This is a genomic window from Mycobacterium colombiense (assembly GCF_001953985.1).
Lineage (GTDB): Bacteria > Actinomycetota > Actinomycetes > Mycobacteriales > Mycobacteriaceae > Mycobacterium > Mycobacterium colombiense_B.
Genome location: NZ_MBEI01000022.1, coordinates 34,358 through 48,494, shown reverse-complemented (window position 1 = coordinate 48,494; position 14,137 = coordinate 34,358). Strand labels below are relative to the sequence as shown.

Genomic DNA, 14,137 nt, shown 5'->3' with positions numbered 1-14,137 from the left:
AAGCCGCTCGCCCCCGAAGAGGACGGGTCCACCGGACACAGTGGTCGGCGGCTCGGTAAATTTGGAACGTCATGTTGTCGAAGGGAATCTCATGAGCGCGCACGTCGAGCAGTTGGAGTTTCAGGCAGAGGCTCGGCAACTGCTGGACCTGATGGTCCACTCCGTCTACTCCAACAAGGACTCGTTCCTGCGGGAGTTGATCTCCAATGCTTCCGACGCCTTGGACAAGCTGCGGCTGGAAGCGTTCCGGAACAAGGATCTCGACGTCGACACTTCTGACCTGCATATCGAGATCGACGTCGATAAGAATGCGCGCACCCTGACCATCCGTGACAACGGCATCGGGATGACCCGCGCCGAGGTGGTCGATCTGATCGGCACGCTGGCCAAGTCCGGCACCGCCGAGCTGCGCAAGCAACTGCGCGAGGCGAAGAACGCCGCGGCCTCCGAGGAACTCATCGGTCAGTTCGGTATCGGTTTCTACTCCAGCTTCATGGTCGCCGACAAGGTCGAACTGCTCACCCGCAAGGCGGGCGAGAGCGACGCCACCAAATGGGAATCGAGCGGCGAGGGCACCTACACCATCGAATCGGTCGACGACGCCCCGCAGGGAACGTCGGTCATCCTGCACCTCAAGCCCGAGGACGCCGAGGACGAGCTGCACGACTACACCGCGGAGTTCAAGATCAGGAGCCTGGTCAAGAAGTACTCCGACTTCATCGCCTGGCCCATCCGGATGGAGGTCGAACGTCGCACCCCGCCCACCTCGGACGAAGAAGGAGCGAGCGGCGAAGAGACCGTCACCATCGAGACCGAGACGCTCAACTCGATGAAGGCCCTGTGGGCCAGGCCCAAAGAAGAGGTCTCCGAGGAGGAGTACAAGGAGTTCTACAAGCACATCGGGCACGCCTGGGACGACCCGCTCGAGGTCATCGCGATGCGAGCCGAGGGCACCTTCGAGTACCAGGCGCTGCTGTTCATTCCGTCGCACGCCCCGTTCGACCTGTTCAACCGGGACGGCCAGACCGGGATCCAGCTGTACGTCAAGCGCGTGTTCATCATGGGCGACTGCGACGAGCTCATGCCCGAATACCTGCGCTTCGTCAAGGGCGTCGTTGACGCGCAGGACATGTCGCTCAACGTGTCGCGCGAGATCCTGCAACAGGATCGGCAGATCAAGGCCATCCGGCGCCGGTTGACCAAGAAGGTGCTCTCCACGATCAAGGATCTGCAGTCCGAGCGCCCAGAGGACTACCGCACCTTCTGGACCCAATTCGGCCGGGTCGTCAAGGAAGGCCTGCTGTCGGACTTCGACAACCAGGAGACGCTGCTGCAGATCTCCTCATTCGCCTCGACGCACAGCGAGGAGGAGGCCACCACCCTCGCCCAATACGTCGAGCGCATGAAGGAGGGCCAGACGCAGATCTTCTACGCCACGGGGGAGTCGCGTCAGCAGATCCTGAAGTCGCCGCACCTCGAGGCGTTCAAGGCCAAGGGCTACGAGGTGCTCCTGCTCACCGACCCGGTCGACGAGGTCTGGGTGGGGACCGTGACGGAGTTCGACGGCAAGCCGCTGCAGTCCATCGCCAAAGGCGAGGTGGACCTCAGCGCCGACGACGACGAGAGCGAGGCCGAGCGCGAGGAGCAGCAGAAGGAATTCGCCGACCTGCTCACCTGGCTGAAGGACACCTTGACCGACCACGTCAAGGAGGTCCGGCTGTCGACCCGCCTGACCGACTCGCCGGCCTGCCTGATCACCGACGCCTTCGGGATCACACCGGCGCTCGCGCGCATGTACCGCGCCTCCGGGCAGGACATTCCGGTGGGCAAGCGGATCCTCGAACTCAACCCCAACCACCCGCTCGTCACCGGCCTGCGCCAAGCCCACCAGGACCGCAGCGACGACCCCTCGGTCGCGGAGACCGCGGAATTGCTCTACGGCACAGCACTTCTTGCCGAAGGCGGCGCGCTCGACGACCCGGCCAGGTTTGCCGAGATACTCGCCGACCGGCTGGCCCGCACGGTGTAGCCGTCAATTGCCTGCAAATGGACGATTTTCGGGATTGAAACGTCGCTGGCAGGGATACTTCTATCCCATGCCTGCGTTTCGCGTTATCGACCCACGTGGCCGGGTCGTCGCGACGAAGAATTTTGCCAACGCGGAGGCCGCGTACGCCTGGTTCGTCAACTCCGTTGGCGGCAATACCGAGCTGGGTTGGCGCATGGAGGTCAACGACGACGGGCAATGGGCATTCTTCGATGACACCGAAGGCTTCACCGCGCCGGTGAGCCACCGTCCGCAACGGCGCTGACGCGCCGGGTTTCAGGCTTCTGGCCCGATCACAAAGCAACGGCCGGTACCGCTGACGAACAGGACCTCGTCTACCGCGGAACGGGCGATGGCCGGAAATTCGAAGCGATGCACCTGTTGGCCGGCCGCTATCGGGGCGTCCTGCGAGTCGCTGGTGCCGTCCTTCTTGCGGACCAGCGCCGTCACCTCGTCCGGTTGCGACGGACTTTTCGGGTCCTGGAAGTACCACACCTCGATCCCGGCCCCGGAGGCATCCGCGCGCCAGCCGTCGGCGTAGTAGCACGGCGGGTTGCCCTCGGCATCCGGCGGTGGCGGCGTGCATATCGACAGCCCGACGCACGGCTGCGTGCCGACGGCACCGGGGGCGACGGGCGCGGCGGCGGGTGTGCTGGGCGCAATGCTCGTGCTCGCCGCGAGCGCCGACTTCGTCGAGGTTGGGCCAGGTGTGGTGGACTGCGCGGCGTGCTGCGAACCGCAGGCCACCAGCCCAGCGCAGCCGATCGCGACGACGGCGCACAACCAGGGACCGGCATCGAATCGCCTTACGCGCCAACCCACTTCAGTGACACACTTCGCAGGCTATGCCGTCGTTGTCGCGGTCGAGTCCGGACCGATAGCCCGGCTGCCCCCGATAGATCGGCGCGGCACCCGCGGCGCAAGCGGCCCTGCAGTTGGGGTAGTAGGCGCTGCCACCGCTCGTCGGAGACGGCGAGGTTGTGGTCGTCGCGGGAGCGGCCTGCACCACGGGCATCCCCGCAATTCCCACTGCGATTGCTCCAGCGATGAACAATCCACGAAGCACGTTTGGAGGCCTCCTGTTAACGAAACAACGATGGTTGCTGACGACTACAGAGCTAACACCCTGAGGCGGCCATCGGGCAAGAGGCTGACGCGACCCGCATCGCGGTCTGAGGTTCGACGTACGCTCCCACCATGCATGTCGACGCGATGACGATTCCCCAGCCGCTCGGCCAAATCGGTGACCTTGCCCGGCGGACCCAATCGGCCGGGTTCTCCGGTCTGTTGTTCACCGAGACCGGCCGCACCGCCTACCTCAATGCGGCCGTGGCGTCGCAGGCCGCGCCGGACCTGGAATTGTCGACGGGCGTCGCTGTCGCGTTTCCGCGCAGTCCGTTCGTGACCGCCGCCGCGGCATGGGAACTGCAGGAAGCCACCAAGGGGAAGTTCCGGCTGGGCCTTGGCACCCAGGTCCGGACCCACGTGGTCCGGCGCTACGGCACGGCCTTCGAGCGGCCCGGGCCGCGGCTGCGCGACTACTTGCTCGCCGTGAAGGCATGCTTCGCGGCGTTTCGCTCCGGGATACTCGACCACCACGGCGACTTCTACGATCTCGACTTCATCACCCCGCAGTGGAGCCCCGGGCCCATCGACGCGCCGGACCCCAAAGTCGATATCGCAGCGGTCAATCCGTGGATGCTGCGGATGGCGGGCGAAGTGGCCGACGGCGTCCACGTCCACCCGATCGGCGAACCGGGCTACCTGGCCCGGCACGTGCTGCCGACGGTCGCCGAAGGCGCGGCCAAATCGGGCCGTCCATCATCGGAGATCGCGATCATCGTGCCCGTCATGACGATCGTCGGCGACACCGATGAAGAGCGCGACCAGCAGCGGGAGGTCGTGCGCGCCAGCATGGCCTTCTACGGCAGCACACCCAACTACGCATTCATCTGGGACGAGGCGGGTTTCGAGGGCACCACCGCCCGGATCCGCGAGAAGCAGAAGGCCGGAGACTACGCCGGGATGGCGGCCCAGGTCAGCGACGATCACATCGCGGTGTTCGCCACCGAGTCGACCTGGGAGGGGCTGGCCGACGCGCTCGCCGCGAAATACGCCGGAACGGCAACGCGGTTGGTGATGTACAACTCCGTCGCCGATCAGGACCGCTTCGAGCGGTACGGCGAGGTGGCCCGCCGGATACAAGCGGTCAGCGGCTGAGCTGAATGGCCTTGACCGCCAACAGCAACGCCCCGACCACCAAATAGGCGCGCAGCGCGATCATCGCGAGCCGCGTTGCGGGTGACCAGGTGACCGGCTCGAGCAGTGCCAGCGGCGGCATGCGCCAGGTGCTGCGGTCGACGCCGCGCGCCGGAAGTTGAGGCTGGGGACGCGACGGCTGCCGGCGAGCCACCCAGCGCAGTACCGGCGCCGCGGCCGCCGCGAGAATGACCAGCGCGAGCGTCAGGTAGCCCGCCACCGCGACGACGTTGAGGTCGGGAAACAGCGTGGTCGCCATCAAGATTCCGGACAACAGCAGCAGCGTGCCCACGATCAGCCCGGCGACCCAATTCAGCCAGGACCGATTCACCCACGGCCCCAACACCTCTCGGTCGTTACACAGCAGCAGCAGAAACACGCTGGCGCTCGGCAGCAACAGGCCGGCGAGGGCCTGCACGGCGGTGGTGATCAACCCCAGCGGGGCACCCGGAATCAGCACGATGACCGCAGCCAGCGCCACCATCGCGGTGTAGGACAGGTAGAACTGCTTGGCCTCGGAGAAGCCACGGTGCAGCGAATGCTTGAGGCCGAACACGTCTCCGAAGGCGTAACTGGTGGCCAGGGTCACCGCGGCCGCCCCGATGATCGAGGCGTCCATCAGCACGATGGCAAAGATCGAGCCGAGTATCGGGCGGTGCACGCCCAGCAGATGCGCCGTCGCGCCGGCGTCGGTGAAGCCGCCAATGGTGTTGGTGGAGCGCGCCGCCCACTCACCGGTCATCATCAGCGCGGCGGCGCCGACCACCACCACGAAAGCGCCCAGCACGGTGTCCGCGCGTTCGTAACCCATGAACCGGGGAGTGATGCGCTTGTCGACGACGTTGGACTGCTGGAAAAACAGCTGCCACGGCGCCACGGTGGTGCCGACGATGGCGATGATCAGCAACACCGCGTCCGAGCTGATGCCGCCCGAAATGCTGGGCACCACAAAGGACTTCGCTGCGTGCCCCCACTGCGGATGTGACATCAGCAGCATCGGGATCTGCAGCAGCGTGACGGCGATGAAAATGAACATGGCCCGCTCCCATCGGCGGAAGCTGCCGCTGGCCATGATCGCCACCAACGCCACCGCCGAGATCGGTACCACAACGTATTTGGAGACGCCGATGTATTCGGCGGCCAGGCTGATGCCGATGAACTCGGTGACGATGGTCAAGAAGTTGAGCAGAAACAGGTCGCCGACCGAAAACCAGCCCCAGCCGCGGCCGAAGCGTTCGTTGATGAGCCGGGCGTGCCCGACCCCAGTGACCGCCCCGAGCCGCACCACCATTTCCTGGTTGACGATGAGCACCGGGATCAGCAGCAGCAACACCCACAGCAGCGAGTAGCCGTAGTTCTGGCCGGCTTGGGCGTAGGTCGCCACCCCGCCCGCGTCGTTGTCGCCGACCATCACGATGATGCCGGGTCCGACGATCGCGAGCAGGGTCAGCAGCCGCGTCCGCCAGGTGCGGGCATGCTCGGTTTCCCCGACGCTGATGCGCCCGAACGCGCCCTCGATATCACCCAGATGCGCGCTGTCCAGCACCGCGGTGCGCCGCGTCGGTGCCGGATCGGAGCGTTGCACGCCGACGCCCTGCGCGTCGGCCTGGGTGGTGTTCTCGCCGCCGGAACTCACTGCGGGGAACTTCCCGTGGGCGGTGTGTCACGGTCATCGGTGGCGATTTCGCGGATGGGGCGCGGCGCGGGCTCGCGGCGTCGCCAGTCTTCGGGAATGGTGGCCTCCAGCACGTCGTCGACGGTCACCACCCCGAGTAGGCGGTCCTGCTCGTCGACGACGGGGATGGAGTAGAGATTGAAATCGGCCATCAGCAGCGCGATATCGGTCAGATCCGCGACGGCGTTCACCCGCACCGGGTCGGAATCCATTAGGGCTTCGAGCTTTTCGGCGGGATCGACCTGCAACAGGGTGATCACTGAAACGACGCCGTCGAGACGCTTGTCCTCGTCGAGCACGTGTACCTTGATCAGCGCTTCGGGCTGGATGCTGTGCGAGGCGGCGATCAGCGCCAACGCCTCGCCCGCGGTGGCGGTGGCCGAACACGTCACGGAGTCGACATTCATCAGCCCGCCGGCACTTTCGGGGTTGAACCCCATCAAGGTGATGACCTTGGTGCGTTGCGGGGCGGGCATCAGCTCGAGGACACGGCGGCGCCGTGACTGGCGGAGGTCGGCGATCGCGTCGGCGGCATCGTCGGCGCGCATCCGGCCCAGTAGCGCGGCGACCTCGTTGTCCGGCATGTCGTCGAGCAACCGGCTGGCTTTTTCCGGGTCCAGCTCTTCGAAGACGTCGGCTTCCAACTCCGGGTCGCTGTGCACCCGATCGAGGATCTCGCCGCCCTCGGCCTTGTCCGCTTCCTCGAGAAGGTCGGCGATCTCGGCGGCCTTGAGGTCACCGAACCGATCCGACAGACGGCGGACGGCATCGGAGCGTGCGTGGCCGATCAGCGGCTCGAACGCCTTCCAATCGCGAGACGCGTGCCCGCCCGAATGCTTGATCAGCCCGAACAATCGTGGCGGACGGCGGGTATCGAGGCGGCTGACCATCCAGCCTTCCCCGGTCTGTTCCAGCTCGACGTCGTAGGCGCGCACCAGCTCGACGGTCGCCACGTCAATCAATCGGTGGCCCAGCACATCGGTGCGCAAGAGCACCTCACCCTCGCGGCGTTCGAACCCGCGAAGGTCAACCTTGTTCTTGGTCAACAGAACTCGGTCCGCGGAGTACTCGTGGATGGATTTGTCGCCGATGAAAACCCGGCGTCCGCCGACCCCGGCCACGATCCCGGCCACCAGCGGATACTCCTCGGCGCCGCGCAGCCGCACGATCACGTCCTCGACGCGCCCCACGGTTTCTCCGGCGCGGGCCAACACGGGGGCGCGCAACAACTGCGAGAGATGGATGACCTGATGCCTGGCGCGCTGCTTGGACGCCTTCTCCGATAGGGCCATTTTCCCTCCTCAAGGCGGTACGACCGAACCCGCGGCCAAAGTACCCGAATTACGCGTCGCGGCGCCATGTACGGCGGGAAGTCGATCGTTGGTCCGTCTCGGCCGCCAGAGCATACGCTCTCGTTGCCGCGGACGACTACATCCAATAAGTAAACGGCAGAAGGCTATTGGGGTTTGCCGCGCCCCTGCGGGGCCTATTGCTTGTCGACTTTTGCGGCGATCTGGTTGGCGACGCCGACGCCGCGGTCCCCGACATCCTTGCGGCACGCGTCGACATCGATGACGACGTTGTTGCGGACGGTCAGCGCCCGCTGGCAGGGCACGGTCATGGTCGCGCCGTCTCTGACAACGGTGAGGGTCACCGAAACGCTCAAAACTCCATTGGCGTTGGAAACCTGGCCCACCTTCCACTGAAGTTCCGGTTTGCCGTCGGCGGCGGGGACGGTGTCCTGACGGTTGGCGCAGGCGGGCCAGCGCGGGGCCGACGTCGTGAAGAACGCGCTCGCCTGCTCGGGGGATCCGAACAGCACCACAACCTGGTATACCTCAGGGCTTTCCAATTGATCCGCACTCGGGGGTGCCGGCGCCTGGTCGTGATAGCCGTAAACCGCGGTGCTCCCACTGTCGGCGTACACGGACGCCAACGCCGCGTGCATGGTGTACCGGCATTCAGCGGGGAAGGTGTAGTCCTCGCGCTTGAACGGGTCTTCCAACAACGTGGTGATCGGTGGATCGCTCGACGTTCCGTTGGCACCCAGCACGGTGTCGATGTCGGTCGGCGAGAGCATCAGATCAGGCAACGCGCCCTGTGCCAGGGGAGTCTTCGACGAAGCCGTTGTGGTGGTGGCCGACGGCGAAGCGCTGTCGCCTTGTTTGGCACCGCCGCACCCGGCGACCAGTATTGCGGTAGCAGCAACGACAACTGCCGCGGTCAGCTGGCTCCTCATGCGCCGGAGCATACGACAGCGGAACCGCGCCGGGGTTATGTTCGCTGTGTGTCCGCAGTCGACTTCACCTCGGTCTCCCCGATCGTCCCGGTTCGGGACTTGGACGTTGCACTCGACCGGTATCGCCGGCTCGGCTTCGAAGCCCGCGCCTACGAAGGTCCGGACCGGTACGGATTCGCCGATCGCGGGTCCGTGTCAATCCACCTCACCGAGTGGGCCGAGCACGACCCCCTGTGCACGGCCGCCAGCGTTTACTTCTACGTCAGTGATGCCGACGCACTCCACGCGGAATGGGCGGCGCTGGAGAATCTCGATGGCCGCGTCGTCGCCCCGCAGGACACACCGTACGGCTTGCGCGAATTCGCCTACATCGATCCCGACGGCACCGCGCACCGGATCGGTTCACGGCTGAGTTGACCTCAGGCCTTCTCCGTTGCGGGAGCCGGGTTTTCGTCAGACGATGGGGCATAGCTGGCCTGGCTGTGGCCAGCGCCACGGTCGCCGCCGCCATCAGGCCCACCGACAAGCCCAAGGCCACCCAGCCGAGGTCGTTGGTGTGCAGCGTCTCTCCCAACACGGTGATACCGAGCGCCGAGCCGACGATGGGCTCGGCGACGGTGACCGCCGGCAGCGACGCGGTGAGCGGGCCAGCCCGAAACGCCGACTGCTCCCAGGCGGTGGCCGCGATCGCCAGCACCACCCACACATACAACTCGGGTGCGCGCAACAACGCCGGGATGCCGCGGTCGAGTTGGTCCACCACGCCCTTGGTCAACACCGAAAACAGTCCCCACAGCGAGCCGGACATCAGTCCCAGCAGCAGTGCGCCGACCGAACCGGGGAACATCCGCGCGCCGATCACGCACAGGATCAGTAAGGGCCCCATGACCAACGCCACGATGGTCCAGGTCTGCACCGACCCGCGCGGGGTGCCCTGCTGAGGGTCGCCGACCGTGACCACCACCGCGACCGCGACGGCAAGCAAGACCGCCCAAATGCCTTGCGGGCGTGTGATTCTGCGATGGTTCACCCGCGCGCTGATGAGCAGTGCGAACAGCAACGACGTCACCAGTAGCGCCTGCACCAGCACCACCGAGCCCAGGCCCAGCGCCGCGGCCTGGAACCCGAACCCGGCGCCGGCCACCAGGCTGCCGGTCCACCATTGCCGGTCGCGCAGCAGCCGGCGGAACAGGGTGAACGTGCCGACGGGCTTATCGGTGACCTGTTGAGCGGATCGCTGCTGCACGACGTCGCCGGCGCCGACCATCAAAGCGGCCGCGACCGCCAGCAACGCGGCGATGCCTGTCTTGCTCAAGCCGGTCTCCTAGGCACTTGGTGAGACATTCCGTTTGTGACGCAACCGCTTTGCGCGCAACACCGGCCCGGCGAACGTCAGCTGTTGCGTCGGATCTTGAGCGCGGTGGCGATCATGGGAACCTGCAGCGGCAGCCGGGCCAGGGCGATGAGGCGCATCGGCCACGGCTTGCCCCACCACAACCGGCACATGTTCACGTTGGCGGGAAAGACGCCCACGAACAACGCGACGGCGGCCAGCGCGGCCAGTCGCCGGGTGGCACGCGGCACCAGTAGTGCCCCGGTCGCGATCTCGACGACCCCCGACGCGTAGGTGTAGAAGCGCGGAGTGCCGGGAAGCTCGGCCGGCACGATCTGGTCGAACGGTGTTGGCGCCAGGAAGTGCACGGTGCCAATGCCGATGAGCATCGCAGCGACACGGTATGCGGAGCTCTGGGCGTCACGCTGGACGAGGGGTGTGATGGTCATCGACCCATTGTGCTCGGGTGCCAAGAACGAGTTACGCGCGGTCGGCGTCGGTATAGCGGATGATGCCGCGAACGTTGCGGCCCTCGAGCATGTCGCGATAGCCGTCGTTGATCTGCTCGAGGGTGTATTCGCGCGTGACCATGTCATCGAGGTTGAGCTGCCCCAGCTTGTACAGCTCGAGAATCGCCGGGATGTCGTATTGCGGGTTGCCGCCACCAAAAATGCTGCCCTGCAAGCTCTTTTGCAACAGCGAGAGTCCCGCGAGGTTGAGGGTGACCTCGTTGGCCATCACGCTGGCCATGCCGGTGAGGCAGCACACCCCGCCCTTGGCCGTCAGCCCCATCCACGACTCGACGTCTTTGCCCTCCACATGGCCCACGGTGACGATCACCTTGTGGCACATGAACCCTCGCGTCGCCTCGGCGATGCTGGCCGCGGCGCTGCCCACGTCCGCGAAAGCCGCTGTGGCGCCGAACTTGAGCGCCTGCTCGCGCTTCCATTCAAAGGGATCGATGGCGAATATGCGCCGGGCCCCGGCGATGCGGGCACCCTGCAGGGCGGCGACGCCGACGCCGCCGATGCCGATGACCGCGACGTCTTCACCCGGTGAGACCGCCGCGCTGCGCACCGCCGAGCCGTAGCCGGTGGTCACCCCGCAGCCCACCAGGCAGGCCACGTCGAACGGGATCGACGGGTCGATCTTGACCACCGAGGTGTGGTGCACCACCACGTACGGCGCGAAGGTACCCAGCAGCGACATCGGGATGACGTCGTGGCCCTGTGCGGTGACGCGAAACGATCCGTCGGACACGGATTGGCCCGACAGCAGGCCCATGCCGAGGTCGCACAGGTTGCGCAGTCCCGTCTGGCACGGCATGCATTTCCCGCAGGACGGGATGAAGGACATGACGACGTGATCGCCGACGGCCAGGTGTTCGACGCCCTCGCCGACCTCGGTGATGACGCCGGCGCCTTCGTGCCCGCCCAGCACCGGATAGCTCGGGATGGGGAAGTCGCCCGTCATCAGATGGTGGTCGGAGTGGCACAACCCGGCCGTTTCCAGCTGGACGGTCACCTCGCCGCGGCGGGGGTCGCCGATTTCGATCTCGTCGATCGACCATGGCTCGTTCAGTTCCCAGACCAGCGCACCTTTGGTCTTCAACCCGTTGGCCTCCGTGTTTACCCGAACCGCTTAATTGTTAGCGCCGTCACAGGAGCCCGGCCTATTGAATTTAGACCATTACTATTGCCTATACAGTATTTGATACGATTCGCGGCGTCTGATCGCCCACAACAACGAGGTTGAGAACATGGGATTACCCGTCATCGTCGGAGCCGCCCGGACCGCGATCGGCCGTTCGTTCAAGGGCACGCTGGTCAACACGCCGCCCGAGACCCTGATCACCGCCGTGCTGCCCGAGGTGGTCCGCAGGTCGGGAGTCGACCCCGCCGACATCGATGACATCATCTTCGCCGAATCGCATTACGGCGGTGGAGATCTCGCGCGTTACGCGGCGACCGCGACGGGCCTGGAGCACGTCCCCGGACAGTCGGTCAACCGGCACTGCGCGGGCAGCCTCACGGCCATCGGCAACGCTGCGGCGCAGATCGGCTCCGGCATGGAGCGCGTGCTCATCGCCGGCGGCGTGCAGTCGCTGTCGATGACGCCGCTGACCAACTGGCGAATCCCCGGCCCCGAGCTGAAGTTCGAGGAGCGCTGGATGCCGCCGACGCACGTGGAGACACCGGACGCGCCCGCCAAGGATATGTCCATCACCGTGGGCTGGAACACCGCGCAGGCGGTCGGCATCACCCGCGAGGAGATGGACGCCTGGGCGGCCCGCTCGCATCAGCGCGCCGTTGCGGCCCAGGACGCCGGCAAGTTCGTCGACGAGATCTTGCCGCTGAAGATCACCCAGTTCGACGGCTCGGTCACCGAGTTCGCGGTGGACGAGCATCCGCGGCGCGACACCACCGTCGAGAAGCTCGCCGGCCTCAAGGTGCTGCACCCCGAAATCGAGGGCTTCTCGATCACGGCGGGTAACAGCAGTGGCACCAACGACGCCGCCGCCGGCGTGGCTTTGGTCGACAGCGATTACGCCGCGGCCAACAAGCTCAACGTCATGGGCACCGTCAAGGCCTGGGCCGCCGCGGGCGTCCCGGCCCGCGATTGTGGCCTCGGTGCCGTCAAGGTCATCGGGAAGGTGCTGCAGCGAGCCGGTCTGTCGCCCAGCGACGTCGCGCTGTGGGAGATCAACGAGGCGTTCGCCTCCGTCCCGATCGCGGCGTGCCGCGAATACAGCATCGACGAGGAGAAGGTGAACTTCTCCGGCAGCGGCTGCAGCCTCGGTCACCCGATCGCGGCCTCGGGCGCGCGCATGGTGACCACGTTGGTCTACGAGCTCGCCCGCCGCGGCGGCGGCATCGGCGTCGCCGCGATGTGTGCCGGCGGCGGCCAGGGCGGCGCTGTCGTCATCGAGGTCTGAGCGACCGCACGTTAGTTCGCACCGCCTAGTTGCAGAATGTGTAGCCGATGAACTGCGTGCCTCGCGTGTCGCCGCTCGAGTAATTGGCGAAGTGCACGGCCGGCGCTCCGTTGTACTGAGTGTTCATCTTCTGCACGTTCGGCGGTGGAGCGCCTTTGGGGAAGGCCAGAATCATGTCGGCGAAAATCTCCAGGCCGACCTGGCAGATGGCCTCGCGCCGCGGCTGCTGCGGATTCCACGCGTGCACGACCACCGGTTCGGTCAGCTGAGATCCCGCCGCACAGTTCGGATCACAGAGCTTGAACACCGCCGTGCCGGTCCCGTCGGCGCCCTGCGGTCCCCAGGAACTCCATGACATGTCCTGCAGCGCAACGGCCACACTGGCGCAGCCCAACACGTTGAGCCGCTTCGGCCGCGCGACCGGCGGGACGGACGGGTTGTAGCAACCGGGGATGGCGAAGCTCTCCGGCGCTGACGGCGACGGCAGGGTGCTGGGCGCCGTCGCGCTCTGCTGGCTATGGGTCAGCTGCACGCCCACCACCGTGAGGACCCCGACCAGCACCACCGCCGCCACGATGCCGGCCCCGATCAATCGCCCCCGCGAGGTGTGCCGCAACCGCCTCGATAATGGGACGTTGGCGTTGCCGCTCACGTCACCAGATTACGGGTGAAACTTTTCCGCCGGGGTGGTGCCCGCCGACGGGTACGACAGGGTAAAGTTGGTCATCGCTACCAACATATTGAGGATTCCGTGGAGCTGCCGATGAATGACCATGATCTGGCCGCGCGGTTGGCCACCGAGGCCGGTCGGCGATTGCTCGGGGTTCGAGAAGAGTTCGCCGACGCGGCAGCGGTCGACCGGAAAGCCGCGGGGGACAAGCGATCCCACGATTTCTTGATGGAGGCGCTTGCCGCCGAGCGGCCCGATGATGCGGTGCTGTCCGAAGAGGGCGCCGACGACCCGGTCCGATTGCGTTCGGACCGCGTCTGGATCGTCGATCCGCTGGACGGCACGCGGGAATTCTCCGAGCTGGGACGCGACGACTGGGCGGTGCATGTCGCGCTCTGGCAGTCCGGCGAGCTAGTGGCCGGCGCCGTGGCGTTACCGGCTCAGGGCATCACGCTGGCGACTCCCGACGTGGATTCGCCCCCCGCCGCGCCGGGCAAGCCGCGCATCGTGGTGTCACGCACCCGTCCACCGGCGGTCGCGCTGAACGTGCAGGATGCGCTCGATGGAGTCCTGGTGGAGATGGGTTCGGCCGGCGCCAAGGTCGCCTCGGTCATTCAAGGATTGTCCGACGTGTACGTGCACGCCGGCGGCCAGTTCGAATGGGACTCCGCCGCGCCGGTGGCGGTGGCACGGGCCGCCGGATTGCACACCTCTCGCATCGACGGGTCAGAGCTGGCCTACAACCAGCCCGACCCGAAGCTGCCCGATCTCGTGGTCTGCCGGCCCGAACTGGCGGAAGCCGTACTCGCGGTTACCCGCTGACGTCACCGGTCAAACTGCAGGCTTGCCAACTCTTTTCGGCGCGCCCAGCCGCCTTCGCCTATCCTCGTCGCCGGTTGCCTATTGCCTCGTCGGTCCATTCCCGTTCGATTCGCCCGATCTCGAGTGAGAGCAACGTTAGGGTCGGATTGTCGCAAGT

The 14,137-nt window shown here is 66.3% G+C and carries 14 protein-coding genes and 1 pseudogene; 6 read left to right on the top strand and 9 right to left on the bottom strand.

Annotation, left to right across the window (positions count from 1 at the left end; all coding sequences use genetic code 11):
* Nucleotides 1-91 precede the first annotated feature (91 nt).
* A complete protein-coding gene (htpG, locus tag A5732_RS04390; protein WP_076100944.1) occupies nt 92-2,029 on the top strand; it encodes a molecular chaperone HtpG in 1,938 nt (645 codons plus the stop codon).
* 67 nt (nt 2,030-2,096) lie between these two features.
* The gene (locus tag A5732_RS04385; RefSeq protein WP_065073820.1) at nt 2,097-2,312 is read left to right on the top strand and encodes a hypothetical protein; all 216 of its coding nucleotides are present in this window, start codon (nt 2,097-2,099) and stop codon (nt 2,310-2,312) included.
* A gap of 11 nt (nt 2,313-2,323) precedes the next feature.
* Here A5732_RS04385 and A5732_RS04380 read toward each other — a convergent pair whose 3' ends face one another.
* Nucleotides 2,324-2,869, bottom strand: coding sequence for a hypothetical protein (locus A5732_RS04380; RefSeq protein ID WP_178413012.1), 546 nt, complete (start codon nt 2,867-2,869; stop codon nt 2,324-2,326).
* 1 nt (nt 2,870) lies between these two features.
* Nucleotides 2,871-3,062 carry an excalibur calcium-binding domain-containing protein gene (locus tag A5732_RS04375; RefSeq protein ID WP_081389560.1) on the bottom strand — a complete coding sequence of 64 codons (192 nt, stop codon included), beginning with the start codon at nt 3,060-3,062 and terminating at the stop codon, nt 2,871-2,873.
* A gap of 182 nt (nt 3,063-3,244) precedes the next feature.
* On the opposite strand from A5732_RS04375, the gene A5732_RS04370 reads away from it, so the two are divergent.
* Nucleotides 3,245-4,267 (top strand): TIGR03617 family F420-dependent LLM class oxidoreductase, encoded by a 1,023-nt coding sequence (locus A5732_RS04370; RefSeq protein ID WP_076054004.1) that lies wholly within the window; start codon nt 3,245-3,247, stop codon nt 4,265-4,267.
* Here the strand turns inward: A5732_RS04370 and A5732_RS04365 are convergent.
* From A5732_RS04365 to A5732_RS04355, 3 genes are all read right to left on the bottom strand, one after another.
* The gene (locus A5732_RS04365) at nt 4,257-5,942 is read right to left on the bottom strand and encodes an NRAMP family divalent metal transporter (protein ID WP_076054002.1); all 1,686 of its coding nucleotides are present in this window, start codon (nt 5,940-5,942) and stop codon (nt 4,257-4,259) included. The two genes, A5732_RS04370 and A5732_RS04365, sit on opposite strands and share 11 nt — an antisense overlap.
* Complete coding sequence (locus A5732_RS04360; RefSeq protein WP_076054000.1) at nt 5,939-7,273, bottom strand: magnesium transporter MgtE N-terminal domain-containing protein; 1,335 nt, start codon at nt 7,271-7,273, stop codon at nt 5,939-5,941. The genes A5732_RS04365 and A5732_RS04360 overlap by 4 nt, the downstream gene beginning before the upstream one ends.
* A gap of 194 nt (nt 7,274-7,467) precedes the next feature.
* Nucleotides 7,468-8,220 carry a sensor domain-containing protein gene (locus A5732_RS04355; protein WP_076100940.1) on the bottom strand — a complete coding sequence of 251 codons (753 nt, stop codon included), beginning with the start codon at nt 8,218-8,220 and terminating at the stop codon, nt 7,468-7,470.
* A 48-nt stretch (nt 8,221-8,268) separates the two neighbouring features.
* Between A5732_RS04355 and A5732_RS04350 the strand changes: the two genes are divergently transcribed.
* A complete protein-coding gene (locus A5732_RS04350) occupies nt 8,269-8,637 on the top strand; it encodes a bleomycin resistance protein (RefSeq protein ID WP_076100937.1) in 369 nt (122 codons plus the stop codon).
* Between the two features lie 2 nt (nt 8,638-8,639).
* On the opposite strand, the pseudogene A5732_RS04345 reads toward A5732_RS04350, so the two are convergent.
* The 3 genes and pseudogenes from A5732_RS04345 to A5732_RS04335 all read right to left on the bottom strand — a co-directional run bounded on the left by A5732_RS04345 (nt 8,640) and on the right by A5732_RS04335 (nt 11,164).
* Nucleotides 8,640-9,535: pseudogene (locus tag A5732_RS04345) on the bottom strand (DMT family transporter).
* Nucleotides 9,536-9,612: 77 nt separating this feature from the next.
* A complete protein-coding gene (locus tag A5732_RS04340; RefSeq protein ID WP_076101004.1) occupies nt 9,613-10,002 on the bottom strand; it encodes a DoxX family protein in 390 nt (129 codons plus the stop codon).
* Nucleotides 10,003-10,033: 31 nt separating this feature from the next.
* Nucleotides 10,034-11,164, bottom strand: coding sequence for an NDMA-dependent alcohol dehydrogenase (locus A5732_RS04335; RefSeq protein WP_076100934.1), 1,131 nt, complete (start codon nt 11,162-11,164; stop codon nt 10,034-10,036).
* 148 nt (nt 11,165-11,312) lie between these two features.
* Between A5732_RS04335 and A5732_RS04330 the strand changes: the two genes are divergently transcribed.
* Nucleotides 11,313-12,488, top strand: coding sequence for a thiolase family protein (locus A5732_RS04330; protein WP_076100931.1), 1,176 nt, complete (start codon nt 11,313-11,315; stop codon nt 12,486-12,488).
* Between the two features lie 25 nt (nt 12,489-12,513).
* On the opposite strand, the gene A5732_RS04325 is transcribed toward A5732_RS04330, so the two are convergent.
* Entirely contained in the window at nt 12,514-13,080 is a 567-nt protein-coding gene (locus A5732_RS04325; protein WP_076053991.1) for a hypothetical protein, read from the bottom strand.
* Nucleotides 13,081-13,251: 171 nt separating this feature from the next.
* On the opposite strand from A5732_RS04325, the gene A5732_RS04320 reads away from it, so the two are divergent.
* Nucleotides 13,252-13,980 carry a 3'(2'),5'-bisphosphate nucleotidase CysQ gene (locus tag A5732_RS04320; protein WP_076101001.1) on the top strand — a complete coding sequence of 243 codons (729 nt, stop codon included), beginning with the start codon at nt 13,252-13,254 and terminating at the stop codon, nt 13,978-13,980.
* The last annotated feature ends 157 nt before the right edge of the window (nt 13,981-14,137 follow it).